Source organism: Agromyces luteolus (assembly GCF_009729855.1).
Classification (GTDB): domain Bacteria; phylum Actinomycetota; class Actinomycetes; order Actinomycetales; family Microbacteriaceae; genus Agromyces; species Agromyces luteolus.
The window spans coordinates 34,080-58,093 of record NZ_WODA01000014.1; the positions used below are offsets into that span (position 1 = coordinate 34,080).

20 protein-coding genes are annotated in these 24,014 nt (G+C 71.8%); 8 read left to right on the forward strand and 12 right to left on the reverse strand.

Annotated features, from left to right (window positions below):
• Window positions 1-189 precede the first annotated feature (189 nt).
• Together GLX25_RS07555 and guaB1 are read right to left on the reverse strand one after the other, a co-directional pair.
• Window positions 190-591 (reverse strand): helix-turn-helix domain-containing protein, encoded by a 402-nt coding sequence (locus GLX25_RS07555; RefSeq protein WP_155841799.1) that lies wholly within the window; start codon window positions 589-591, stop codon window positions 190-192.
• 59 nt (window positions 592-650) lie between these two features.
• Window positions 651-2,090, reverse strand: coding sequence for a GMP reductase (gene guaB1 / locus GLX25_RS07560; protein WP_155841801.1), 1,440 nt, complete (start codon window positions 2,088-2,090; stop codon window positions 651-653).
• 261 nt (window positions 2,091-2,351) lie between these two features.
• On the opposite strand from guaB1, the gene GLX25_RS07565 reads away from it, so the two are divergent.
• Window positions 2,352-6,200, forward strand: coding sequence for a multifunctional oxoglutarate decarboxylase/oxoglutarate dehydrogenase thiamine pyrophosphate-binding subunit/dihydrolipoyllysine-residue succinyltransferase subunit (locus GLX25_RS07565; protein WP_240898234.1), 3,849 nt, complete (start codon window positions 2,352-2,354; stop codon window positions 6,198-6,200).
• 94 nt (window positions 6,201-6,294) lie between these two features.
• Here GLX25_RS07565 and GLX25_RS07570 read toward each other — a convergent pair whose 3' ends face one another.
• From GLX25_RS07570 to GLX25_RS07580, 3 genes are all read right to left on the reverse strand, one after another.
• Entirely contained in the window at window positions 6,295-8,640 is a 2,346-nt protein-coding gene (locus tag GLX25_RS07570) for an MMPL family transporter (RefSeq protein ID WP_155841805.1), read from the reverse strand.
• A 114-nt stretch (window positions 8,641-8,754) separates the two neighbouring features.
• Window positions 8,755-9,012 carry a zf-HC2 domain-containing protein gene (locus GLX25_RS07575; protein WP_155841807.1) on the reverse strand — a complete coding sequence of 86 codons (258 nt, stop codon included), beginning with the start codon at window positions 9,010-9,012 and terminating at the stop codon, window positions 8,755-8,757.
• Complete coding sequence (locus GLX25_RS07580) at window positions 9,009-9,668, reverse strand: sigma-70 family RNA polymerase sigma factor (protein WP_155841809.1); 660 nt, start codon at window positions 9,666-9,668, stop codon at window positions 9,009-9,011. The genes GLX25_RS07575 and GLX25_RS07580 overlap by 4 nt, the downstream gene beginning before the upstream one ends.
• A gap of 106 nt (window positions 9,669-9,774) precedes the next feature.
• On the opposite strand from GLX25_RS07580, the gene aroA reads away from it, so the two are divergent.
• The 3 genes from aroA to bcp all read left to right on the forward strand — a co-directional run bounded on the left by aroA (window position 9,775) and on the right by bcp (window position 12,728).
• Entirely contained in the window at window positions 9,775-11,145 is a 1,371-nt protein-coding gene (gene aroA / locus GLX25_RS07585; protein WP_155841811.1) for a 3-phosphoshikimate 1-carboxyvinyltransferase, read from the forward strand.
• Window positions 11,142-12,182 carry a ribosome small subunit-dependent GTPase A gene (gene rsgA, locus GLX25_RS07590; RefSeq protein ID WP_155841813.1) on the forward strand — a complete coding sequence of 347 codons (1,041 nt, stop codon included), beginning with the start codon at window positions 11,142-11,144 and terminating at the stop codon, window positions 12,180-12,182. The genes aroA and rsgA overlap by 4 nt, the downstream gene beginning before the upstream one ends.
• Before the next feature lie 69 nt (window positions 12,183-12,251).
• A complete protein-coding gene (gene bcp, locus GLX25_RS07595) occupies window positions 12,252-12,728 on the forward strand; it encodes a thioredoxin-dependent thiol peroxidase (protein ID WP_155841815.1) in 477 nt (158 codons plus the stop codon).
• Window positions 12,729-12,809: 81 nt separating this feature from the next.
• On the opposite strand, the gene GLX25_RS07600 is transcribed toward bcp, so the two are convergent.
• On the reverse strand, window positions 12,810-13,223 hold the full coding sequence (locus tag GLX25_RS07600; RefSeq protein WP_155841816.1) for a hypothetical protein: 414 nt from the start codon (window positions 13,221-13,223) through the stop codon (window positions 12,810-12,812).
• Between the two features lie 196 nt (window positions 13,224-13,419).
• On the opposite strand from GLX25_RS07600, the gene GLX25_RS07605 reads away from it, so the two are divergent.
• Entirely contained in the window at window positions 13,420-13,668 is a 249-nt protein-coding gene (locus GLX25_RS07605) for a WhiB family transcriptional regulator (protein WP_055859573.1), read from the forward strand.
• 143 nt (window positions 13,669-13,811) lie between these two features.
• On the opposite strand, the gene GLX25_RS07610 is transcribed toward GLX25_RS07605, so the two are convergent.
• Genes GLX25_RS07610 through GLX25_RS18340 form a run of 3 tightly spaced genes read right to left on the reverse strand, consistent with a single transcriptional unit; the run spans window position 13,812 to window position 17,239 of the window.
• Window positions 13,812-15,305 carry a sensor histidine kinase gene (locus GLX25_RS07610; protein WP_166548580.1) on the reverse strand — a complete coding sequence of 498 codons (1,494 nt, stop codon included), beginning with the start codon at window positions 15,303-15,305 and terminating at the stop codon, window positions 13,812-13,814.
• 30 nt (window positions 15,306-15,335) lie between these two features.
• Window positions 15,336-16,601, reverse strand: coding sequence for a CpaE/TadZ family protein (locus tag GLX25_RS18335; protein ID WP_166548581.1), 1,266 nt, complete (start codon window positions 16,599-16,601; stop codon window positions 15,336-15,338).
• Complete coding sequence (locus GLX25_RS18340; RefSeq protein ID WP_166548582.1) at window positions 16,601-17,239, reverse strand: hypothetical protein; 639 nt, start codon at window positions 17,237-17,239, stop codon at window positions 16,601-16,603. Before GLX25_RS18340 ends, GLX25_RS18335 begins: the two co-directional genes overlap by 1 nt.
• A gap of 124 nt (window positions 17,240-17,363) precedes the next feature.
• Between GLX25_RS18340 and GLX25_RS07620 the strand changes: the two genes are divergently transcribed.
• Entirely contained in the window at window positions 17,364-17,657 is a 294-nt protein-coding gene (locus GLX25_RS07620; RefSeq protein WP_155841820.1) for a helix-turn-helix domain-containing protein, read from the forward strand.
• Window positions 17,658-17,667: 10 nt separating this feature from the next.
• Here the strand turns inward: GLX25_RS07620 and GLX25_RS07625 are convergent, their stop codons facing one another.
• Window positions 17,668-18,255: a hypothetical protein gene (locus GLX25_RS07625; RefSeq protein ID WP_155841822.1), complete on the reverse strand. Its 588-nt coding sequence runs from the start codon at window positions 18,253-18,255 to the stop codon at window positions 17,668-17,670.
• A 174-nt stretch (window positions 18,256-18,429) separates the two neighbouring features.
• Here GLX25_RS07625 and GLX25_RS07630 point away from each other — a divergent pair, with 174 nt between their 5' ends.
• The gene (locus GLX25_RS07630) at window positions 18,430-18,879 is read left to right on the forward strand and encodes an Rv3235 family protein (protein WP_155841824.1); all 450 of its coding nucleotides are present in this window, start codon (window positions 18,430-18,432) and stop codon (window positions 18,877-18,879) included.
• A 49-nt stretch (window positions 18,880-18,928) separates the two neighbouring features.
• Window positions 18,929-20,188: an adenylate/guanylate cyclase domain-containing protein gene (locus GLX25_RS07635; RefSeq protein ID WP_155841826.1), complete on the forward strand. Its 1,260-nt coding sequence runs from the start codon at window positions 18,929-18,931 to the stop codon at window positions 20,186-20,188.
• 81 nt (window positions 20,189-20,269) lie between these two features.
• Here the strand turns inward: GLX25_RS07635 and secA are convergent, their stop codons facing one another.
• Both secA and hpf read right to left on the reverse strand, forming a co-directional pair.
• Window positions 20,270-23,068 carry a preprotein translocase subunit SecA gene (secA, locus tag GLX25_RS07640; protein WP_166548583.1) on the reverse strand — a complete coding sequence of 933 codons (2,799 nt, stop codon included), beginning with the start codon at window positions 23,066-23,068 and terminating at the stop codon, window positions 20,270-20,272.
• Window positions 23,069-23,250: 182 nt separating this feature from the next.
• Complete coding sequence (gene hpf, locus GLX25_RS07645) at window positions 23,251-23,961, reverse strand: ribosome hibernation-promoting factor, HPF/YfiA family (RefSeq protein WP_155841828.1); 711 nt, start codon at window positions 23,959-23,961, stop codon at window positions 23,251-23,253.
• Between the last annotated feature and the right edge of the window lie 53 nt (window positions 23,962-24,014).

Sequence of the window (24,014 nt, forward strand, 5' to 3'; positions counted from 1 at the left end):
AGAGGGGGGGTCGTCCATGGTCGACCCAGTATATCCGCGGATGCCGCGAGCTCCCCGAGCCGTGACCCCGCCGTCACACGCCGCTACCAGCTGACCGGCAGCGCCTCACGCGCCCGGCCCGCCGCGACGCCCGCCGCGACGTCGTCACGTCGGCACGGTCGTGGGGACGAGCGTGATCATCGCGATTCCTCATGTGCGCCAGGCGCCACATGAGCCGAACGAGACGTCTCCGCCGATCCGTCGGCACGGCCGAGCCGGATCGACGAGCGGTGCCCGCATCTCGGCCGAGCCGTAGCGATGGTCGAATGCCCGAAGCAGTCGCTCGGTCTCCTCCTCCAGCGCGCCCACGAACTCGTGCTCGAGCCGGTACGACCTCGAACGCGGTTCGGAGGAATCGATGCCCGCGCTGACCACGCCGTGCCGCCGGAGCGTGCCGAGCCGATGCGAGACCGCCGTCCGCGACAGTCCGAACTCCATCCCGAGCAGCTCGACGAGCGTACCCGCGGAGTGTTCGCCGACCGCGAGCACCTCGACGATGCGTCGGGTCACCGGGTCTGCGAGTACCGCGAACGGGTGGGCGGGCGTGTCCATGCTCGCGAGCGTAGGGCGTGGCAGACCCCACCGTGGCATCCGCTCACAGCCGGAGCGCGCTACCAGCTGACCGGCAGCGCCTTGCCCTCCTCGTAGCCCGCCGCCGACTGGATGCCGACGAGCGCCCGCTCGCGGAAGTCCGGCACGCTGCGCGCACCCGCGTAGGTGAAGGAGCTCCGCACGCCGGAGGTGATCATGTCGAGCAGGTCCTCGAGCGAGGGCCGCAGCGGATCGAGGTAGATCGCCGACGACGAGATCCCCTCCGCGAACAGCTCCTTGCGGGCGAGCTCGTACGCCGAGAGCCGGCCGAAGCGCTCCTTGACCGCCTTGGTCGAGGCCATCCCCCAGCTCTCCTTGTACACGCGGCCGTCGGCATCGCGGCGCAGCGTTCCCGGCGCCTCGATCGTGCCGGCGAACCACGAGCCGATCATGACGGATGCCGCGCCCGCGGCGAGCGCGAGCGCCACGTCGCGCGGGTACCGCACGCCCCCGTCGGCCCAGACCGCGGCGCCGTGCTCGCGAGCCGCCTCCGAGGTCTCGAGCACCGCGGAGAACTGCGGTCGCCCGACGGCGGTCATCATGCGCGTCGTGCACATCGCGCCCGGGCCGACGCCGACCTTCAGCACGTCGGCGCCCGCCTCGACGAGGTCGGCGACGGCGTCGGCCGTGACGATGTTGCCGGCGACGATCGGGATGCCGAGTCCCGCGGCCTTCACGGTCCGGACCGCGCCGATCATGCCCTCCTGGTGGCCGTGCGCGGTGTCGACCACGAGCATGTCGACGCCCGCCGCGGCGAGCGCGCGCGCCTTGGCCTCGACGTCCCCGTTGATGCCGATCGCCGCCGCGACGCGGAGGCGGCCGGAGGCATCCGTGTTGGGTTCGGAGACCGTGCCGCGCAGGGCGCTCCGGCGACTCAGGGTGCCGATGACGCGTCCGTGCTCGAGGATCGGGGCGAAGTCGATGCCGGCGTCGACCATGAGGTCGAACGCGCGCCGCGGCGTGTCGACGTCGTCGGCGTCGAGCGACGGGATGGCGCCGTGGACGAGGTCGCCGAGCCGCGCGTCGGGCAGCGCGGTCGCGAGACGGGTGGCCGGGATCGTCCCGGCGTAGGATCCGTCGTCGTCGTGGAGCACGATGCCGTGGCCCTCGACCGGCGGCAGCACCTCGAGCGCGTCGGCGACGGTCCGGTCGGCCGAGAACGCGTGCGGCACGTCGAAGCGCGACGGGCGGGACTTCACCCATCGGATCGCCTCGTCGAGCTCCTGGAGCGGGAGGTCCTGCGGCAGCACGCCGATCCCGCCCCGTCGCGCGAGCGTCGCCGCCAGCCTGGGACCGGTCACCGAGTTCATGTTCGCGGAGACGATCGGGATGCTCGCCCCCGACCCGTCGTCGGGCGCGAGCGACACGTCGAGCCGGCTCGTCACGCCCGACCGGCTCGGCACCAGGAAGACGTCGGAGTACGTGAGGTCGTGCCGCGGCGTCGTGCGATAGAACTCCATGCCCTCAGGCTATGCCTCGCGGGCGAGACCGGGGTCGTGCCCGGAACCGCAGGCGGTCCCGCGCTGGGAGGATGCTGCGATCCGCACGCTCATCCGCAACCCGGTGCCGAGCGCCGCCGGAAGGGGTTTAGGCTTGTCTGGGCGTTCCGCGTCGTGCTGCGCGCGCCACGCCGCAGGTGAGCATCCATCAATGGAGAGAGTGGGCGAAAGGCTGTGTCGAGCCAATTGACCGGGTCGGGATCCGACGAGACCACGTCGGCGATGTTCGGAGCCAACGAATGGCTCGTGGACGAGATGTACGAGCGGTTCCTCGCCGACCCCAGTTCGGTGGACGAGACCTGGCGCGAGGTGCTCGAGCACTACCGCCAGGTGCGCACCGGCGAGACCGCCGCGACGCCCGCCGCCGCCCCGGCCATGCCCGACGAGTCCGCGCTGCATCGCGCGGCGAGCGAGCCGGCGGATGCCGCGCAGCCGGCACCCGCCCAGTCGGCGCCCGCCGCACCGGCCGCCGAGGCGACGTCGGCCGCTCCGGTCGAGCAGCCCGCAGCCTCCGAGGCGCCCGCCGCCCAGACGTCGGAGGCGGCCGCGCCGACCGGTGAAGCCGCACCGACCGGCCAGCCCGCGGCATCCGCCCACGCACCCGCGACGGCCCCGAACGCCGTCATCGGCCAGGCGCCCGCCGCACGCACCACGTCCGTCGCACCGCGCACCGCCCCGGTCCCCGCCGACGTCCCCGTGACGAGCCCGCAGCAGCAGGCCGACGCCGGCGAGCGCGAGGACGAGATCCTGCCCCTCAAGGGCCTGCCGAAGACCCTCGCGGCGAACATGGACGCCTCGCTCACGGTGCCCACCGCGACGAGCGTGCGCACCGTGCCCGCCAAGCTCATGATCGACAACCGGATCGTGATCAACAACCACCTCCGCCGCACGCGCGGCGGCAAGGTGTCGTTCACCCACCTGATCGGCTGGGCGCTCATCCAGGCGCTGAAGGACTTCCCGAGCCAGAACGTCTACTACTCCGAGGTCGACGGCAAGCCCTCCCTCGTGAAGCCCGCGCACATCGGCCTCGGCATCGCGATCGACATCCCGAAGCCCGACGGCACGCGCGCCCTCCTCGTGCCCGCGATCAAGCGGGCCGAGACGATGACCTTCAACGAGTACCTCGGCGCCTACGAGGACCTGGTGTCCCGCGCCCGCAAGAACAAGCTCACCGCCGACGACTTCAAGGGCGCGACGATCTCGCTCACCAACCCCGGCGGCATCGGCACCGTGCACTCCGTCCCGCGCCTGATGAAGGGGCAGGGCTGCATCATCGGCGCCGGCGCCCTCGAGTACCCGGCCGAGTTCCAGGGCGCGAGCGAGAAGACGCTCGCGAACCTCGCGATCGGCAAGACGATCACGCTCACCTCGACCTACGACCACCGGGTCATCCAGGGCGCCGGTTCCGGCGAGTTCCTGAAGAAGGTGCACGAGCTGCTCATCGGCGACCGCAACTTCTACCAGGACATCTTCGCGGCCCTCCGCCTGCCGTACGAGCCGATCAAGTGGAACGCCGACATCTCGGTCGACATCGCCAGCGCGATCGACAAGACGGCCCGTGTGCAGGAGCTCATCAACTCCTTCCGAGTCCGGGGCCACATGATGGCCGACATCGACCCGCTCGAGTACGTCCAGCGCTCGCACCCCGACCTCGACATCGAGAGCCACGGTCTCACCTTCTGGGACCTCGACCGCGAGTTCGTCACCGGCGGCTTCGGCGACAAGCGCACCGCGCTCCTCCGCGACATCCTCGGCGTCCTCCGCGACTCGTACTGCCGCACCATCGGCATCGAGTACATGCACATCCAGGACCCGGTGCAGCGCAAGTGGATCCAGCAGCTGGTCGAGCGCAAGTACGAGAAGCCCACGCACGACGAGCAGATGCGCATCCTCGGCAAGCTCAACGAGGCCGAGGCGTTCGAGACCTTCCTGCAGACCAAGTACGTCGGCCAGAAGCGCTTCAGCCTCGAGGGCAGCGAGTCGATGATCGCGCTCCTCGACGAGGTGCTGCAGGGCGCCGCCAAGGAGGGCCTCGACGAGGTCGCCATCGGCATGGCGCACCGCGGCCGCCTGAACGTCCTCACGAACATCGCCGGCAAGACGTACGGCCAGGTGTTCCGCGAGTTCGAGGGCACGCAGGACTCGAAGGCGTTCTCGGGCTCGGGCGACGTGAAGTACCACCTCGGCACCGAGGGCACCTTCACCGCCGACGACGGGCAGCAGGTGCCGGTCTCGCTCGCCGCGAACCCGTCGCACCTCGAGGCCGTCGACGGCGTGCTCGAGGGCATCGTCCGCGCCAAGCAGGACCGCAAGCCCGTCGGCACGTACTCGGTGCTGCCGATCCTGGTCCACGGCGACGCGGCCATGGCCGGCCAGGGCGTCGTCGTCGAGACCATGCAGATGTCGCAGCTCCGCGCGTACCGCACGGGCGGCACCATCCACCTGGTGGTCAACAACCAGGTCGGCTTCACCACGGTCCCGGGCGACGCGCGCTCGTCGATCTACTCGACGGATGTCGCGAAGGCCATCCAGGCGCCGATCTTCCACGTGAACGGCGACGACCCCGAGGCCGTCGTCCGCGTCGCGGAACTCGCGTTCCGCTACCGCCAGGAGTTCAAGCGCGACGTGGTCATCGACCTCGTGTGCTACCGGCGTCGCGGGCACAACGAGGGCGACGACCCGTCGATGACCCAGCCGCTGATGTACAACCTCATCGAGGCGAAGCGCTCGGTCCGCAAGCTGTACACCGAGGCCCTCGTCGGCCGCGGCGACATCACCGAAGAGGAGTACGAGGAAGCGCACCGCGACTTCCAGGACCGCCTCGAGCGCGCCTTCGCGGAGACGCACGCGGCGCAGACCGGGTCGATCCCGATCGTCGGCGGCGACGCGCACGGCGCCGAGCCGGTCTCCGGCGAACTCGAGACGACCGGCGTGTCGACCGAGGTCGTCCACGCCATCGGCGACGCCTTCATCAACAAGCCCGAGGGCTTCACCGTCCACCCGAAGATCCAGCAGCTGCTGGCCAAGCGGCAGGACATGAGCCGCAACGGCAAGGTCGACTGGGGCTTCGGCGAGCTGCTCGCGCTGGGCTCGCTGCTGCTCGAGGGCACGCCCGTCCGCCTCGTGGGCCAGGACGCGCGCCGCGGCACGTTCGTGCAGCGCCACGCGGTGCTCCACGACCGCACGAACGGGCAGGAGTGGCTGCCGCTGCAGTACCTCGGCGACCAGCAGGCCCGGTTCTGGATCTACGACTCGCTCCTCAGCGAGTACGCGGCGATGGGCTTCGAGTACGGCTACTCCGTCGAGCGGGCCGACGCGCTCGTGATGTGGGAGGCGCAGTTCGGCGACTTCGCGAACGGCGCGCAGACGATCATCGACGAGTTCATCTCGTCGGCCGAGCAGAAGTGGGGCCAGCGCTCGAGCGTCGTGCTCCTGCTCCCGCACGGCTACGAGGGCCAGGGCCCCGACCACTCGAGCGCCCGCATCGAGCGCTACCTGCAGATGTGCGCGGAGGACAACATGACCGTCGCGCGTCCCTCGACGCCGGCGTCGTACTTCCACCTGCTCCGCCGCCAGGCGTACCAGCGCCCGCGCCGGCCGCTCGTCGTCTTCACCCCGAAGGCGATGCTGCGCCTCCGCGGTGCGACGAGCGAGGTCGAGGACTTCACGCAGGGCCGCTTCGAGCCCGTGCTCGACGACGCCCGGGTCACCGACAAGGCCGCCGTCAAGCGCGTCGTGTTCATGGCCGGCAAGCTCTACTACGACCTGCTCGCCGAGCTCGAGAAGAACCCGAACCCCGAGGTCGCCCTCGTGCGCCTCGAGCAGTACTACCCGCTGCCCGCCGCCGAGCTGAAGGCCGTCGCCGACGGCTACCCGAACGCCGAGCTCGTGTGGGCGCAGGACGAGCCCGAGAACCAGGGCGCGTGGCCGTTCTTCATCATCGAGACGAACAAGCTCGGCCCGCGCGAGGTGCGCCTCGTCGCCCGCACCGCGGCCGCCTCCCCGGCGACCGGGTCGGCGAAGCGGCACGCCGCCGAGCAGGCCGACCTGATCAAGCGGGCGCTCTACTAGCCCGCGCGCCCGCCGGACGACGAAGACGAGCGGATGCCTCCCCCGGAGGCATCCGCTCGTCTCGTCCGGTCGCGGGCCGACGTGCCCGCCCGGGTCAGCGCGCCTCGACCGGCACCCGGTCGGCGGGCTCGGCGTCGCCGTCGGCCTCGCGATCGTGGCCGGCCGACGGCGCGGGCCCCGCGGCATCCGTCGGCGCCGCATGCACCCCGTGACGGCGCTCCTCCCGCGACAGGCGGCTCGGCCACCAGATCGCACGGCCGATGTCGTACGAGACCGCGGGGACGAGGAGCGTCCGCACCAGGAAGGTGTCGAGGAGCACGCCGAACGCGACGATGAAGGAGATCTGCGCGAGGAAGAGGATGGGCAGCACGCCGAGGGCGGCGAACGTCGCGGCGAGCACGAGGCCGGCCGAGGTGATCACCCCGCCCGTGAGCCGGAGCCCCCGCAGGATGCCCTCGCGCGTCCCGTGCCTCGCCGTCTCCTCGCGCACGCGCGTCATGAGGAAGATGTTGTAGTCGACGCCGAGCGCGACGAGGAACACGAAGCCGAAGAGCGGCACCGACGGGTCGGCCCCGGAGAATCCGAAGACGAACTCGAACACGAGCGCCGAGACGCCGAGGGCGGCCGCGAACGAGATCACGACGCTCGCGATGAGGAGGAGCGGCGCGACGACCGCCCGGAGCAGCAGCATCAGGATCGCGAGGATCGCGAGCAGCACCAGCGGGATGATCAGCCGCTGGTCGGCGATCGCGGCCTCGTTCGTGTCGAGCGCGACCGCGGTCTGGCCGCCGACGAGCACGTCGTCGCCCACCTCGTCGAGCCGCTCGCGCAGGTCGACCACCGTCGCCTCCGCCTCGGCCGAGTCGGCGGGGTCGTCGAGCGTGGCCTGCAGCAGCACCGCGCCGTCGACGACGGTCGGGTCCGGTGCCGGGGTGCCGGGCGGGCCGAACGCCTGGACGCCGTCCTCGGTCACGGGTGCGCTGCCGGCCGGCGAGTCGGCCGAGAGCACGGCGACGGATGCCACGCCCGGCGTGTCGAGCGCGATGTCGGCCATGTCCTGGAGGTCCTCCTCCGGTCCGATGACCACCGCGGGTGTGCCGGAACCGCCGGGGAAGTGCTCGCTCACGAGTTCCTGGCCGTCGCGCGCCTGCGACTCGCCGAGCACGAACTCGCTGGAGGGGACGCCGTCGGCGTCGAGTCGGACGAGGCCGAGCGCCATGACGGCGAGGAGCAGCGTCGACAGGATCCACACGATCCGGGGGCGGCGCGACACGAGCCGCCCGACGGCACCCCAGATCCCGCGTTCCCCGGCCTCCTCGGCGTCGACGGGAGCAGCGTGGCGGCCGTGCTCGGCACCCGGTGCGGCCTGCTCGACGCGCGCGATGCGGCGCGGCCAGAACGCGACGCGCCCGGCCCAGAGCAGCAGTGCCGGCAGGAGCGTGAGCGCCGCGAGCAGGGCGAACACGATGCCGATGGCGGCGACCGGCCCCAGGATCTTGTTCGAGTTCAACTCGGAGGCGAGCAGGATGAGCAGGCCCACGATGACGGTGCCCGCCGAGGCCGCGATCGGCTCCCACGCGCCCTTCAGCGCCGCCCACGTGGCATCCCACTTCGTCGCGTGCTGCGAGAGCGCCTCGCGGTATCGAGCGATGTAGAGCAGCGCGTAGTCGGTGGCCGCACCGATGACGAGGATGAAGAGGATGCCCTGCGTCTGCCCCGAGAGCAGCAGAAGGTCGGCCTTCGCGAGCTGCACGACCGTGAACACCGACGCCGTGAGCGCGGTCACGCTCGTGAAGAGGACGATGATCGGCAGGAGCGGCGAGCGGTAGACGATCACGAGGATCACGAGGACCGCGGTCAGGGCGACGGCCAGCAGCAGGCCGTCGATGCCCGAGAACGCCGCGGCGAGATCCGCCGTGAAGCCGGCCGGGCCGGTGACGGCCGAGGTGGTGCCCTCGATCGGGGACTCGTCGAGCAGTGCTCGAACGGCCTCGACGGTGGCGCCGGACCCCTCCTCGCCCTCGCCGGGCGCGATGGACGCCACGAACTGGGCCGCCTCGCCGTCGTCGGAGGGGATGACCGGCGAGGTCTCGTCCGAGACGACGCCGTCGACGTCGAGGACGTCGTCGCGGAGGTCGTCGATGTCGGCGAGCTGGGATGCGGAGAGGTCGGACCCGTCGTCGGACGCGACGATGACGATCGCGGGGACGTTCTCGGAGTCGCGGAACCCGTCCTGCAACTCGTTCACCTCGGTCGCCTCGGCCGACGCCGGCAGGAACGACGCCTGGTCGTTCCGCTGGACGTCGGAGAGCCCGCCGAACGCGGCGCCGCCCGCGCCGAACAGCGCGAACCAGACGAGGATCAGGACGGCGGGGATCAGGGCTCGGAGCCAGACGGGGACGCGACCCCCGGGACGTTTCGCGACGGCATGCTCGTTCATCGTGCTCGACGCTACGGAACGGCCCCGCGGCCGCGCGTCCATCGAAAGTTCGGAAACGGACGGGGGTCGCCGCTCACGCGGCTCGATCGACGCTGCGGCGCCGCCGGGGCGGGGTCAGTCGGCCAGGACGTCGTGCCCGGACTGGAACGCCCGGATGCGGCCCAGCACCACCGTGCGGAGCTCCTCGGGCGCGCTCTCCCGGCACGCCCGCTGGACGACCTCGGTGATCGCGACGCCGACGCGCAGCTCGCTCCGGCAGTCCTCGCAGTTCGCCACGTGCTCGCGGATGTCGGCGGCATCCTCGCTGCACAGCTCGTTGTGCAGGTACTCCTCGAGCTCGGCCTTCGCCTTCTCGCAGCCGCAGTCGGTCATTTCGCGCTCCTGGTGGATCGGGTCGCCGGCTGCGTCGTCGCGAAGCCGCGCTCGCTGGCGTAGTCGGCGAGGGACTCGCGGAGCATCCGCCTGCCGCGGTGCAGGCGACTCATCACGGTCCCGATCGGGGTGTTCATCATGTCGGCGATCTCCTGGTAGGAGAATCCCTCGACGTCGGCGAAGTAGACGGCGAGCCGGAAGTCCTCGGGCAGCGCCTGCAGCGCGTCCTTGACCGCCGAGTCCGGCAGGTGGTCGATCGCCTCGGCCTCGGCCGAGCGGCTCGACGCCGCCGTGGTCGACTCGGCGCCGCCGAGCTGCCAGTCCTCGAGGTCGTCGATCGTGCCCTGGTAGGGCTCGCGCTGCTTCTTGCGGTAGCTGTTGATGAAGGTGTTCGTGAGGATCCGGTACAGCCACGCCTTGAGGTTGGTGCCCTGCTTGAACGACGCGAACGCCGCGTAGGCCTTCACGAACGTCTCCTGCACGAGGTCCTGCGCGTCGGCCGGGTTCTTCGTCATCCGCAGGGCGGCCGCGTAGAGCTGGTCGATGAACGGCAGCGCCTGCTCCTCGAACAGCGCGCCGAGGTCGCGCGTCTCATCGTCGGGCCGCTCGCCGGTCAGCGCCTCGTCGGCAGGGGTCGCAGTGTCGTCGCCGCTCATCAGGGGCCATCCTAGATCGTCGGTCTCCGAGACGACCGGGCGATCGAGTATCGCGAGTGACACGCACCGACTCCTTCCTGCTCTCGGACGCTACTGTTGGTAACCGATGCAGATCTCGAGGTATTCCGCGCCGGAGTTCGATCCGTACGGCGACAACCGCCAGACCGAGACGGATGACGGATGGCGCGCGCCCGTGGCATCCGGCCCGCTCTCGGCCTCGCTCTCCCTGCCCGGTTCGAAGTCGCTCACGAACCGCGAGCTGGTCCTCGCCGCCCTCGCCGACGGGCCGTCGACACTGCGTGCGCCGCTCTGGTCGCGCGACAGCGAGCTCATGGTCGAGGGCCTGCGCGCACTCGGCGTCGGGTTCGAGCGGATGCCTGGTGCCGGCGGGTTCGGCGACGACCTCCGCGTGACGCCAGCCGACGAGCTGTTCGGGTCGACCACGATCGACTGCGGCCTCGCGGGCACGGTCATGCGGTTCCTCCCCGCCGTGGCGGCGCTCGCCCTCGGACCGACGACGTTCGACGGCGACGCGTCCGCCTACCGCCGCCCGATGCGCGGGGTCATCGAGGGCCTGCGCGGGATCGGCGTCGACCTCGACGACGACGGCCGCTGGGCGCTGCCGTTCACCGTGCACGGAACGGGACGGGTCGAGGGCGGCGAGCTCACGATCGACGCGTCGGCCTCGAGCCAGTTCGTCTCCGGGCTGCTCCTGTCGGCGCCCCGGTTCGAGCGCGGCCTCGACCTCACGCACTCGGGCGAGCGGCTGCCGAGCCTGCCGCACATCGAGATGACGATCGACACGCTCGCGCGGCGGGGCGTCGAGGTCGAGCAGCCCTCGGTCGGCCGCTGGCGCGTGGCGCCCGGCCCGATCGCCGCGCGCGACGTCGACATCGAGCCCGACCTGTCGAACGCGGCGCCCTTCCTGGTCGCCGCGCTCGTCGCGGGCGGCTCGGTCACGATCTCGGGCTGGCCCGGCGAGACGACCCAGGTCGGCGCGCAGCTGGCCGACCTCCTCCCCCGGTTCGGCGCCCGCGTCGAGCGCGCGGGCGACCGGCTCACCGTGCACGCGGCCGAGCCGACGGCGAGCGGCGGCCGCGGCATCCGCGGGGTCGAGCTCGACCTGTCGGAGGCGGGCGAGCTCGTCCCGAACCTCGTCGCGCTCGCGGCGTTCGCCGACGAGCCGAGCACCATCACCGGGATCGGGCACATCCGCCACCACGAGACCGACCGCCTCGCCGCGCTCGCGGCCGAGCTGAACGGCCTCGGCGGGCGCGTCGCCGAGCTCGAGGACGGCCTGCGCATCGAGCCGGCGCCGCTCCACGGCGGCGAGTGGAGGGCCTACGAGGACCACCGCATGGCGACGACCGGCGCGATCGTCGGACTCGCGGTCGACGGCGTCGTCGTCGACGACATCGGCTCGACGTCGAAGACGCTCCCCCAGTTCACCGAGCTCTGGGAGCGGATGCTCGGATGAGCTGGTGGGACACGGACGACGAGGACGAGGAGTACGAGGAGTACGACGAGGCCGACGTCCGGATCCGCCCGAACCGCCGGGGCAGCCGGCCCCGCACCAAGGTGCGTCCCGAGCACGCCGACGCCGAGACCGGCTTCGTGCTCGGCGTCGATCGGGGCCGGTACACCGTGCTCGTCGACGAGGGAGACCCCGATGAGCGCGAGATCACCGCGGCCCGGGCGAGCGAGCTCCGCCGCAAGTCGGTCGTGACGGGCGACCACGTCGACCTCGTCGGCGACACGTCCGGCGACGAGGGCACGCTCGCGCGCATCGTCCGCATCCGGGAGCGCACGACCCTCCTCCGGCGCAGCGCCGACGACACCGACGCCGTCGAGCGCGTCATCGTCGCGAACGCCGACCAGATGCTCATCGTCATCGCCGCCGCGAACCCCGAGCCGCGCGTCCGCCTCGTCGACCGGTACCTCGTCGCCGCGTACGACGCCGGCATCGCCCCGCTCGTGTGCGTCACGAAGACCGACCTCGCCGACCCGGCACCGTTCCTCGCGAACTTCGCCGGGCTCGACCTCCCCGTCTTCCTCAGCCGCACGGACGACATGCCCCTCGACGCGATCTCCGAGCGGCTCGTCGGGCATCGCACGGTGTTCGTCGGCCACTCGGGCGTCGGCAAGTCGACGCTCGTCAACGCGCTGGTGCCCGATGCGAACCGCGCGACCGGGCACGTGAACGTCGTCACGGGTCGCGGGCGACATACGTCGTCGTCGACGGTATCGCTGCGGCTCGACCACGACGGCCGGACCGGCTGGGTCATCGACACCCCGGGCGTGCGTTCGTTCGGGCTCGGCCACGTCGACCCCGCCAACATCCTCGGCGCGTTCGCCGACCTCGCCCGCGTCGCGGAGGACTGCCCGCGCGGGTGCACGCACCTGCCCGACTCCCCCGACTGCGCGATCATCGAGGCGGTCGAGGCCGGCGAGCTCGGCGAGTCGGGTCGCGTGCGCCTCGACTCGCTCCAGCGCCTGCTCGCGACGTTCGCCTGAGTCCACGGGCGGATGCCTCCCGCGGCTCGCGCGGCACGCGGCATCCGTCGCCCTGCCTACGATTGGGACATGACCGACGTACGACTCGCGGCCGGCGACCTCGCGCCCGACTTCACCCTCCCCGACCAGGACGGCTCGCCCGTCACCCTCTCGTCCCTCCGCGGACAGCGGGTCGTGCTCTACTTCTACCCCGCCGCGATGACGCCGGGATGCACGACCGAGGCCTGCGACTTCCGCGACAGCCTGAACTCGTTCGCGGGCGCCGGCGTGCGGGTCGTCGGCGTCTCGAAGGACGACGTCCCGAAGCTCAAGGAGTTCGCCGAGCGCGACGGCCTGAACTTCCCGCTGCTCTCGGACACCGACCTCGCCGTCCAGCAGGCGTACGGCGCCTGGGGCGAGAAGCAGCTCTACGGCAAGACCGTCACGGGTTCCATCCGCTCGACCTTCCTCGTCGACGAGGAGGGCCGGATCGCCAAGCCGATGTACAACGTCAAGGCGACGGGTCACGTGGCCCGGATCCGCAAGGAGCTCGGCCTCGACGGCTGAGCCGAGCATCGTCCCGCGTCACGAGGGCGGTCGCCGCACCGCGGCGGCCGCCCTCGACGTCTCGGGGCGGGCCGAGCCCGGTCAGGCGGCCGGCGCGTCCTCCGGCCGGGCGTAGAGGTCGCGCACGGGCGGCCAGAGCAGCAGGCCGATCACCGTGATCGCCGGGACGAGCAGCACCCATCCCACGTCGGCACGGGCGAACAGGCCCTGGAACGCGCCGACGGCGATCGACAGCTGGAGCACCTGCCAGACGATCGCGGCGGCGCGCGACCACGGCGCCCGGCGAACGGATGCCACGGCGATCGCCGTCACCCAGGCCGCGGCGATCGCGACCAGCACGACCAGCGCGACGGCCGTCGCGAACGAGGACGGCTGCAGCACGAGGAGGTCGACGACGAGCCACACGAGGACGGCGACGAGCGCTCCGGCCTCGGCGAAGAGCAGTGCGACGACGGTCACGAAGGCGGCGCGCACGCCGCCCGCATTCACAGGCATCTCCCGAAGAGCACTCTTGATTCGCTTCCCTCGCTATGCGACCATTTACAAGGCCGAATTGATGCTCACAGGGACGTGAGCCGATCGTCTCCCACGATCCTACTTCCCGAGATTCGGCTTTCCCCCTGCAGCACCGCCGGTTTCCGGCGGCGCACGCGTGCGTCCGCTGCGAACCGATGAAACAAGGAGCATCTCCATGGATTGGCGCGACAAAGCCGCCTGCCTCACCGCCGACCCCGAACTCTTCTTCCCCGTCGGCAACACCGGTCCGGCCGTCGACCAGATCGAGAAGGCCAAGGCGGTCTGCGCCCGATGCACCGTCACCGAGATCTGCCTGCAGTACGCCCTCGAGACCGGTCAGGACTCGGGCGTCTGGGGCGGGCTCAGCGAGGATGAGCGCCGCGCCCTGAAGCGCCGCGCCGCCCGCGCACGTCGCGCCGGCTGAGGCCGGCGCGCACCGCGCGTCCGGGCTCCGACGACCCGAGGTCGTCCCCGACGGAGCCGAGCCCCCGCAGGCCGCGCACCTCCCCGCAGCACCCGGACCGGACGGCACCCGCGATCGCGCGGGTGCCGTCCGCACGTCCGGCGTCAGGCCTTCGTGATCCAGCGCAGCGGGACCTCGATGGTCACCTCGGTGCCGCTGCCGACGACCGTGTGCCAGTCGATCGTCCCGCCGAGCTCGCCCTGGATGAGCGTGCGGACGATCTGGGTCCCGAGGCCCTCGCCGACCTTGCCCTCGGGCAGGCCCGATCCGCTGTCGCGCACCTGGACGCTGAGCACGGTCTCCGAGCGGTTCGCGATGACCTCCACGTCGCCCTCCTGACCGGCGAGGCCGTGCTCGACGGCGTTCGTGACGAGCTCCGTGAGCGCGAGCGCGAGCGGCGTGGCGTACTCGCTCGGCAGCACCCCGAACGTGCCCGACTTCTTCGGGTGGGCGGTCGTGTTGTGCGCCGCCGCCACCTCGGCGACGAGGAGCAGTGCGCGGTCGAACACCTCGTCGAAGTCGACGTTCTGGGTGAGCCCCTCGGAGAGGGTGTCGTGCACGACCGCGATGGCGCCGACGCGGCGCATGGCCTGCGTGAGCGCGTCGCGCGCCTCGTCGGAGTGCGTGCGACGCGCCTGGATGCGCAGGAGCGACGCGACCGTCTGGAGGTTGTTCTTCACGCGGTGGTGGATCTCGCGGATCGTCGCGTCCTTGGTGATGAGCTCCTGCTCCTGGTGGCGGAGCTCGGTCACGTCGCGCGTGAGCACGATCGCGCCCGTCCGCTCGCCCCGGCGTCGGATCGGGATGGCGCGGAGCGACACGGTGACGCCGCGCGACTCGACGTCGGTGCGCCACGGCGCCCGGCCGGTCACCACGAGCGGGAGCGACTCGTCGACGTCGAGCTTGCCGCTCAGCAGGCGCGTCGCGACCTCGGCCAGCGACTGCCCCTCGAGCTCGTCGTCGAAGCCCATGCGGTTGAACGCCGACAGCGCGTTGGGGCTCGCGAAGGTGGTCACGCCGTCGACGTCGAGCCGGATCAGGCCGTCGGAGGCGCGGGGGGCTCCTCTGCGCGGACCGGTCGGCGCCCCGAGGTCCGGGAAGTCGCCCGAGGCGATCATCTGGAACAGCTCGTCCGCGCAGTCGTTGAAGGTGAGCTCCTGCCGGCTCGGGGTGCGCGTCGAGCCGAGGTTCGTGTGCCTCGTGATCACGGCGACCGGGTCGGGCGCGAGCGCCGTGCCCGTCACCGAGAGCCGGCGCATCACGGGCACCGCGCGCACGCGGGTCGGCATCTCCTCGTACCAGTCGGGGGCCGACGACTCCTGGATCGTGCGCGAACCGAAGGCCTCCGAGACGAGGTCCCGCCACTCGCTCCGGATGCCCTGGCCGACGAAGTCGCGGTAGAACAGCGTCGCGGCGCTCGACGGGCGCGAGTGTGCGACCGCGACGAAGCCGTCGTCGCCGGAGGGCACCCACAGCACGATGTCGGCGAAGGCGAGGTCGGCGAGCAGCTGGAGGTCGCCGACGAGCATGTGCAGCCAGTCGACGTCGGCCTGGCTGCTGCGCCCCTGGGCGAGGACGAGGTCACTGAGGGTCGACACGGGTCAAGCGTACCCACCCGAGCGGACGGCTCAGGCCGCCGCCGTGCGCCGGCGCAGGGCTCCGAAGGCCGCCCGCCCACGCCCCCGCTCGACCGGCGGCGGGAGCAGACGCTCGTCGACGTACGCCCGCAGTGCGGCCCGGAGCGGTGATCGCGGTGCCGCGTCGCGGAGCGTGCGCGCGGTGAGGATCGCCGCATCCGCCGCCCGCCCGTCGTGCGGGAGCAGGACGGCGTCCGCGAGCCCGGCGAAGCGGCGCAGCGTCTGCCGCACCTGGGCGTGGGCGTCGATCCCCAGCGCGCTGGTGCGGACGCGGTTCACCACGACGTCGATGCGGTCGGGATCGACGTGCTCGACCAGTTCGGCGTGTCCGCGGAGGAGTCGGGACAGGCCGACGGGGTCGGCGAGTCCGACGGCCACGACCCGGTCGGCCGCACCGAGGGCGGCGAAGGTCGCGGCGTTGCGGCGCGGCGCGAACGGGTCGCTGGTGAGCTCCTCGTCGCGTTCGAGGCTGAAGCCGACGTCGACGACGACGAACTCGAATCGCGCCCGCATGACCCGCAGCGCCTCGGTCACTCGCTCCTGCGAGAGCTCGGGCCAGCGGCTCGGGCCGACGAGTCCGGTGAACACGTCGAACGACGCCCTCGGTGACGAGTAGCGCTGGGCGATGCGCTCGAGCTCGACGCGATCGAGGGCGCCCGATCCGGCGAGCCGGCACGCCGAGGCGAACCCCGGCGCCTCGTCGAGAAGCCCCAGGGTCGGCGCGATCGCCCCGCCGTACGGGTCCGCGTCGACGAGCGCCACGAGGTGGCCCGCTGCGGCGAGTTCGGCGGCCAGGCCCACGGCGGTCGTCGTCCGCCCGGGCGCCCCGGCCGGACCCCACACCGCGACGATGCCGGCGACGTCGGCCCGGCGCGACGGGTCGGGCTCGACCCCCGCGTCGCCGAGCCGTGACGGGACGGGCGGCCCGCCCTGGAGCAGTGCCTCGAGCTCGGCGGGATCTGCGTGGGCGTCGAGCACCTCGTGCAGTCCGACGCGCTCGGCCTCGGCCCGTTCGCGGTCCGTCGACGCGAGCGCGATCAGTCGGATGCCCCGCTCGTCGCAGGCGGCGAGGAGTTCCGCGTCGAACGTCGCCGCGCCCGCCCCGACCACGACGACGTCGGGACCCAGCACGTCGAGGCAGTCGAGCACGTCGCGCCGACCGACCACGCGCGCCACGATCGTGTGGCCGGCCTCCACGAGGTCGGCGAGGATGCGATCCTCGACGGACGGATCGAGGGCGAGCGCGAGCCGTGCCATCAGCCGGCGCCCGCCGCGGCCGCCGACGCCGGGACGAGGTCGATCGCGTCGCCGGACGCGAGCGCCTCGAGCATCGCGGCGGTCTTCGCGCGCGGGATCAGCAGTTCGACGCTCGGCCCGTCGCCGGCGACCATGCCCTCGGCCTCGAGGACGGCGGCGACCTCGGCGCCGGCCACGAGCACGACCGGCGGCTCGAACACGCCGCGCTCGAGTTCCCCCGCCGTCCACACGTCGACGACGGCGCCCGGCGCGATCTCGCGCGCGAGCGGACCACGACTCGGCACCACGACGGTCGCAGTCCCGACGTCGTCGACGTCGGCGACGGATGCCGCGGGAACGAGTTCGCCGCCGAGCACCGTGCGCGTGACCACGAGCCCGTCCTCGGGGACGTCGCCCGGCACGAGGTAGCCGTCGGCGACGGCGCCGAGCCGCACGGCCTCCACCCGGAGGTCGCCGAGCGTCACGCGGGAGCCGGCGGTGACCGTCGCCGGTGCCACGAGCACCCGGGTCGTGTCGTCGAGCGCCTCCACCACGGCCCAGACGCCGATCGTCGACCCGGCGACGAGCGCGAGCCCGAGGAGCAGCCGCGGGTCGACCCGCCGCCGCTCGCGTCCCGACCGCGTCGGACGTTCCGCCATCACTGCTCCTCCCGTGGTCGCGGCCGGATCGGCGACCGCCACCCATCGTCGCGGAGTCCGAGAGGACGCCGTGAAGTTATCCACACGACACCCGCCCGTCGCGGCACGCGCCGATACTTGAGGGATGGTCCACCACGCTGCGGGAGAGCCGCTCGGCCGCTTCCTCACCATCGCCGACACGGCGGAGGTGCTGGCGGTCGACGTCGAGGCCGTGCACGACCTCGTGATGTCGGGCGAACTCCCGGCGATCCGCGTCGGCGACCGGGGTCCGTGGCGCATCGAGCGCACGCAGCTCGAGCTGTTCATCGAGGTGCGCTACGAGTCCACGCGACGCGAGGTGGCCTGGAACGAGGGCGAGTTCGCCAACGTCATCGAGTTCGCCGGCGTCCGGCCGGGCGGGCTCCGCCCCGTCGATTGAGCGGGCTCCGTCAGGTCGCCTCGGTCGCGAGGACGACCGTGATCCGGGCGAACGGCACGAGGCGGTAACCCCGGACCTCCCGTTCGCGCCGCGGCGCCCCCGGCTCGTGCAGCGCGAGGTCGAGGTGGTCGGCGGCGACCCGATCGATGGTCCCGTGCGCGAGGCCGTCGAGCGTTCGCAGTTCCACCCCTGCTCGACGCCGACCGAGGTCGCGGAGCGCGAAGGCGAGGCCGATGCGCTCGATGATGCCGGTCGAGGCCGTCTGCGGGGCGAGACCGGCCTCGACCTGCCGCCGGCTCGCCGACACGGCCGCGATCGCGGCGACCGGCACGACGCACTGCGAGCCGGGCCGCCCGTCCGGCACCCCGCCGATCCAGTCGCGGCCGAAGGCCGTCGGCCGCAGCTGCACCGAGGTCGCGTCGACGAGCGCCAGGCGGACGGCTCCGCCGTCGGCCCGGGTCATCGCGGCGATCCGGTCGCGCAGCCCGAGACGACCGATCCGCGCGCGTTCGGTCTCGATGGCGAGCGACCGCGCCTCCTCGAGGCGGTCATGGTCGAGCTGCGACTCGAGGTCGTCGAACAGCCGGTCCCACCGCATGAGCCGACGCTACCCCCGAGGCCGCACGGCGGCCGGGTTGTCCACAGGCGGTCATTTCCCTTGACACCCGTACGCCCGCGCCCCTACCGTTCGATCTAGACCACCCGAACACCCCCGAAGAGGGGACACGTCGCGTCGGAACCCCGCCGATCGCCCCGCCCTACTGGAGCCGTCATGACCGCACGCCAGCCCGGCGCGCCCCGCAGCGCCGCGATCCACGGGACGAGTGCCCGCCGCCTCGACCTCGACGACTACTTCTCCCGCCAGCGCGCGGGGCGGGACGAACTGCCCGACCCCGAGCCGATCCTGCGGAACCTCACGCACTGCGTGATCGAGGTGCTCGCCGGCGCGCGCGACCTCGAGCAGCTCGCGCGATGGGTCACCGACGACGTGTACCGCAACCTCTCCAAGCGCGTCGTGCTCGCCGCTCGGGCGCGGCGGGCGAAGGGGCTCGTCCCCCAGCGTCCCGCGTTCACGGTCGGCCGGGTGCACCTCGGCGAACCGGGCGACGGCATCGTCGAAGCGGTCGTCATGGTGCACCAGCGCGCGAGGTCCCGGGCCGTCGCCATCCGCCTCGAAGGGCTCGACCAGCGCTGGCGGGCGAGCGTCATCAGCGTGCTGTGATCGGGCTCGCCCCGCGCCGCGCGCCGGGCCGATCCAATAGGCTCATGCGATGGAGCCCCGCTCGGCGTCCGAGGGTCGCATCCCACGGCTGCTCGCGACCGTGGCATCCGTCGGCTTCTCGATCGACGACGACGACGACCGCCGCATCGAGAAGTCGGTCCTGACCTTCACCGCGGTGTTCACGGCGATCGTCGTGACGCCGTGGGCGCTGTTCTACTACTCGATCGGCCGCCCCGTGGCGGCATCCATCCCCACGTTCTACGTGCTGATGACGACCGTCGGGCTCCTCGTGCTCCGGTATCGGCACGACGATCGCTTCGTGCGCGCATCGCAGCTCGTGATGTTCCTGCTGCTCCCCCCGCTGGTGCACGTGGCGCTCGGCGGGTTCGTGCAGAGCAGCGCCGTCGTGCTCTTCTCGCTCGCGGCGCCGGTGGGCGCGCTGTCGTTCATGCGGGCATCGCGCCCCTGGGTCGTCTTCGGCGTGTTCACGGCGATCGTGGTCGCACTCGTCCCGCTGGAACCCCTGCTCCGCGGTCTCGTGCCACCGCTCGACGCGACCGTCGTCACCGTGTTCTTCGCCGTGAACATCGTCTCGATCTCGACCATCATGTTCGTCGCGATGGACTCGTACGTGAACTCGCGCGATCGCCTGGCCGCGGCATTGGCCGCTGAGCGCGACCGCACCGACCGGCTCCTCCGCAACGTGCTCCCCGACGCGATCGCCGACCGGCTGATCGCCGGTGAACGGCCGATCGCCGACCGCTACGAACGACTCGGCGTCCTCATGGCCGACATCGTCGACTTCACGAGCCTGTCAGAATCGGTGTCCGCCGACGACCTCGTGCACGACCTCAACGACCTGCTCCGGGAGTTCGACGACCTCGCCGCGCGGCTCGGCGTGACCAAGGTCAAGACGATCGGAGACGCCTACCTGGCGATCAGCGGGGGGCCGTCCGGAACGCCCGACCTCTCCTCGCTCGCCGACCTGGCGCTCGGCCTGCGCGAGATCTCGGCGGCGCACGCGATCGGCGGACGGGCCGGCATCCGCCTCCGCGTCGGGATCGACATGGGCCCCGCGGTCGCGGGGGTGATCGGCGACTCGCGTTTCCTCTGGGACGTCTACGGGTCGACGGTGAACACCGCGAGCCGCATGCAGTCGACGGCGCCGCCCGGCGCGATCCAGGTGAGCGACCGGGTCGCCGACGGGCTCGGACCCGAGTACCTCGTCGCGGAGCGCGGCGTCATCGAGGTCAAGGGACTCGGGCCCGTCCACACGTCGTACCTCGAGGGTCGGAGCGCCAGCCGCTGACGGGTCCCGCACGCGCCTCGCGCGGCTCCGCGACACGCGAACGGCCCGGGTCGCCCCGGGCCGTTCGCGTGCATCCTCGGGTCAGCGACCCTTGCGCTCCTGCGCACGGCGTTCCTGGCGGTTCATCGGGGCCGCGTCGCCCTCCTGCCGCTGGCCGAACGCGCCTCGCGCGGCCGGCGCCTGCGGCTGGCGCGGCTCGGCGGACTGCTGGGCCACGGCGCGGCGGGCGCGCTGGGTCGCCGCCTGCTGGAGCTGGCCGCGCTGGTTGCGGACCTCGACGCCGCCCGAGTCGCTCGGCGCCGTGTAGCTGAGCTTCTCCTCGGGCGCGGTCTGTCGCTGGAGGCCCTTCGCCTCGATGCGCGGGCCGGCGACGCCGGCCTGCTGCGCGACCTCGACCTCGAGGTTGAACAGGAAGCCGATCGTCTCCTCGCGGATCGAGCCCATCATCTGCTGGAACATCGCGTATCCCTCGCGCTGGTACTCGACGAGCGGGTCGCGCTGCGCCATCGCGCGGAGGCCGATGCCGTCCTTGAGGTAGTCCATCTCGTAGAGGTGGTCGCGCCAGCGTCGGTCGATGACCGAGAGCACGACGCGCCGCTCGAGCTCGCGCATCGCGGGGCTGCCGAGCTCCTGCTCGCGGCGGTCGTACGCGAGCCGGGCGTCGGAGAGGATCTCGCGCCGGACGAAGTCGCGGTTGACGCGACCCTTCTCGCCGGCCTCGGCGACGACCTCGTCGATCGTGATGCCGATCGGGTAGAGGGTCTTCAGCTCGGCCCACAGGGCGTCGAAGTCCCACTCGTCGGGGCTGCCGGCCGCGGTGTGCTCGTCGAGGACCTCGTCGATGACCTGCTCGAGGAAGCTCTGCACGCGGTCGTGCAGGTCGTCGCCCTCGAGGATGTGCCGGCGGTCGGAGTAGATCGCCTCGCGCTGGCGGTTCAGGACGTCGTCGTACTTCAGGACGTTCTTGCGGATCTCCGCGTTGCGGGCCTCGACCTGCGACTGCGCCGAGCGGATGGCACGCGTGACGACCTTCGACTCGATCGCGACGTCGTCGGGGACGCCACGCGACATCAGGCTCTCGGCCGCGCCCGCGTTGAACAGACGCATGAGGTCGTCCGTGAGCGAGAGGTAGAAGCGGCTCTCGCCGGGGTCGCCCTGACGGCCCGACCGGCCGCGCAGCTGGTTGTCGATGCGCCGCGATTCGTGGCGCTCGGTGCCGAGCACGTACAGTCCGCCGGCGTCGAGGACCTTCTGGGCCTCGCCCGAGGTCTCGGCCTTGATCCGCTCGAAGACGTCGTCCCAGGCCGCCTCGTACTCCTCGGGGGTGTCGACGGGGCTGAGGCCGCGTTCGTGCATCTTCTGCACGGCGATGAACTCGGCGTTGCCGCCGAGCATGATGTCGGTGCCGCGGCCGGCCATGTTCGTCGCCACCGTGACGGCGCCGTAGCGCCCCGCCTGCGCGACGATCGCGGCCTCGCGAGCGTGGTTCTTCGCGTTCAGCACCTCGTGCCGCACGCCCTTCTTCGCGAGCAGGCGCGAGAGGTACTCGCTCTTCTCGACGCTCGTCGTGCCGACCAGCACGGGCTGGCCCTTCTTGTGCCGGTCGACGATGTCCTCGACGACCTGGGCGAACTTGGCCTCCTCGTTCTTGTAGACGAGGTCGGGCTGGTCGATGCGCACCATCGGCTTGTTGGTCGGGATGGCGACGACGCCCAGCTTGTAGGTCGCCATGAACTCGGCCGCCTCGGTCTCGGCGGTGCCGGTCATGCCCGCGAGCTTGTCGTACAGGCGGAAGTAGTTCTGCAGCGTGACGGTCGCGAGGGTCTGGTTCTCGGCCTTGACCTGCACGCCCTCCTTCGCCTCGATCGCCTGGTGGATGCCCTCGTTGTAGCGGCGGCCGACGAGGATGCGCCCGGTGTGCTCGTCGACGATGAGCACCTCGCCGTTCATCACGACGTAGTCCTTGTCCTTCTTGAACAGCGCCTTCGCCTTGATGGAGTTGTTCAGGAACGAGATGAGCGGCGTGTTCGCCGACTCGTACAGGTTGTCGATGCCGAGGTAGTCCTCGACCTTCTCGATGCCGGGCTCGAGCACGCCGACCGTGCGCTTCTTCTCGTCGACCTCGTAGTCCTCGCCGGCGACGAGGCGCTTGGCGAGGTTCGCGAACTCGGTGAACCACCGGTTCGCCTCGCCCGAGGCCGGTCCGGAGATGATGAGCGGGGTCCGCGCCTCGTCGATGAGGATCGAGTCGACCTCGTCGACGATCGCGAAGTAGTGGCCGCGCTGGACCATGTCGCCCGCCTGCCACGCCATGTTGTCGCGCAGGTAGTCGAAGCCGAACTCGTTGTTCGTGCCGTAGGTGATGTCGGCGGCGTACTGCTCGCGGCGCACGGCCGGCGTCTGACCCGCGACGATGCAGCCGGTGGTCATGCCGAGCGCCCGGAAGACCCGGCCCATGAGCTCGGACTGGTAGCTCGCGAGGAAGTCGTTGACCGTGACGATGTGCACGCCCCGGCTCGTGAGCGCGTTGAGGTAGGCCGCGGTCGTCGCCACGAGGGTCTTGCCCTCACCGGTCTTCATCTCGGCGATGTTGCCGAGGTGGAGCGCTCCGCCGCCCATGAGCTGCACGTCGAAGTGGCGGAGGCCGAGCGTGCGGCGGCTCGCCTCGCGCACCGCGGCGAACGCCTCGGGCAGGAGGTCGTCGAGCGACTCGCCGTTGCCGTAGCGCTCGCGGAGCTCGACGGTCTCGTGCTTGAGCTCCTCGTCGCTCAGCGCCCGGAAGTCGTCTTCGAGGGCGTTGATCGCGGCGGCGTAGTTCTCGAGCCGCTTGAGCGTGCGACCCTCGCCGACGCGGAGGACCTTTTCCAGAATCGAAGCCACGAACTGCTCTCCCGTTGTCGTTCAGGCGTGCGACGTCGGGGTGGGGCACCCGCGCACGCCGGAGGATCCGCCTTGCCGACGGTCATCATAGCCATGCTACTGGGCAGTGGACTGGGCGACGGCCCCGGGGGCACGCGTGAGGCGTGCCGTCCGGGGCCGTCGTGCGGTCCGGCGGACGGGGGTCAGGCGATCGTGCGCGCGAGCCCGAGCGCCTCGGCCGCCTCGGCCTGGTCGGCCCTGGCGTGCTCGTCGAGGCCGATCACGCCGTAGTCCCAGCCCTTGCGGCGGTACACGACGCTCGGCCGGTGGTTCTCCGAGTCGATGAAGAGGTAGAAGTCGTGGCCGACGAGCTCCATGTGGTACAGGGCGTCGTCGACGGTCATCGGTGTCGCCGCGAAGACCTTGCGGCGGATCACCACGGGCGAGTAGTCCTCGTCCTCCTCGGCCGCGGGCTCCTCGCCCACGATCGGGATGTTGCCGGTGCGGACCTTCTCCAGGATCTCGACGTCCGCGGCCTGGACGCCCATGTCGGCGAAGCCGGCGTCGGTGGCCTCGCGGAGGGAGGTCGGGCGGCGGTTGCCGCCTCGGTGCACCTTGCGGCGGTCCTTGGCGCGGCGGATGCGCTCCAGGAGCCGCCCGAGCGCGACGTCGAGCGCCGCGTACTTGTCGGCCCCGTCGGCCTCGGCGCGGACCACCGGGCCCTTGCCGACGAGGGTGAGCTCGACCCGGTCGAGGCCGGAGGTGTTGCCGTTCTTCTCGTTGTGACGGCTGACCTTGATGTCGAGCGAGATCGCTCGTTCGGACAGGCTGGAGACCTTCTCGGCCTTCTCGGCCGCGTAGGCGCGGAATCGATCGGTGACTTCCAGGTTTCGTCCGACGATGTTCAGTTCCATGTCAACCTCCATCCACCGGCGTGTCACCCGGTTCTGAAGGGGTGGTTCGACCA

Excerpts from the sequence above, each read along its gene's own strand:
- GLX25_RS07555 (WP_155841799.1), bottom strand. The coding sequence starts at position 591 with ATGGACACGCCCGCCCACCCGTTCGCGGTACTCGCAGACCCGGTGACC.
- guaB1 (WP_155841801.1), bottom strand. The coding sequence starts at position 2,090 with ATGGAGTTCTATCGCACGACGCCGCGGCACGACCTCACGTACTCCGAC.
- GLX25_RS07565 (WP_240898234.1), top strand. The coding sequence starts at position 2,352 with ATGTTCGGAGCCAACGAATGGCTCGTGGACGAGATGTACGAGCGGTTC.
- GLX25_RS07570 (WP_155841805.1), bottom strand. The coding sequence starts at position 8,640 with ATGAACGAGCATGCCGTCGCGAAACGTCCCGGGGGTCGCGTCCCCGTC.
- GLX25_RS07575 (WP_155841807.1), bottom strand. The coding sequence starts at position 9,012 with ATGACCGACTGCGGCTGCGAGAAGGCGAAGGCCGAGCTCGAGGAGTAC.
- GLX25_RS07580 (WP_155841809.1), bottom strand. The coding sequence starts at position 9,668 with ATGAGCGGCGACGACACTGCGACCCCTGCCGACGAGGCGCTGACCGGC.
- aroA (WP_155841811.1), top strand. The coding sequence starts at position 9,775 with ATGCAGATCTCGAGGTATTCCGCGCCGGAGTTCGATCCGTACGGCGAC.
- rsgA (WP_155841813.1), top strand. The coding sequence starts at position 11,142 with ATGAGCTGGTGGGACACGGACGACGAGGACGAGGAGTACGAGGAGTAC.
- bcp (WP_155841815.1), top strand. The coding sequence starts at position 12,252 with ATGACCGACGTACGACTCGCGGCCGGCGACCTCGCGCCCGACTTCACC.
- GLX25_RS07600 (WP_155841816.1), bottom strand. The coding sequence starts at position 13,223 with ATGCCTGTGAATGCGGGCGGCGTGCGCGCCGCCTTCGTGACCGTCGTC.
- GLX25_RS07605 (WP_055859573.1), top strand. The coding sequence starts at position 13,420 with ATGGATTGGCGCGACAAAGCCGCCTGCCTCACCGCCGACCCCGAACTC.
- GLX25_RS18335 (WP_166548581.1), bottom strand. The coding sequence starts at position 16,601 with ATGGCACGGCTCGCGCTCGCCCTCGATCCGTCCGTCGAGGATCGCATC.
- GLX25_RS18340 (WP_166548582.1), bottom strand. The coding sequence starts at position 17,239 with ATGGCGGAACGTCCGACGCGGTCGGGACGCGAGCGGCGGCGGGTCGAC.
- GLX25_RS07620 (WP_155841820.1), top strand. The coding sequence starts at position 17,364 with ATGGTCCACCACGCTGCGGGAGAGCCGCTCGGCCGCTTCCTCACCATC.
- GLX25_RS07625 (WP_155841822.1), bottom strand. The coding sequence starts at position 18,255 with ATGCGGTGGGACCGGCTGTTCGACGACCTCGAGTCGCAGCTCGACCAT.
- GLX25_RS07630 (WP_155841824.1), top strand. The coding sequence starts at position 18,430 with ATGACCGCACGCCAGCCCGGCGCGCCCCGCAGCGCCGCGATCCACGGG.
- GLX25_RS07635 (WP_155841826.1), top strand. The coding sequence starts at position 18,929 with ATGGAGCCCCGCTCGGCGTCCGAGGGTCGCATCCCACGGCTGCTCGCG.
- hpf (WP_155841828.1), bottom strand. The coding sequence starts at position 23,961 with ATGGAACTGAACATCGTCGGACGAAACCTGGAAGTCACCGATCGATTC.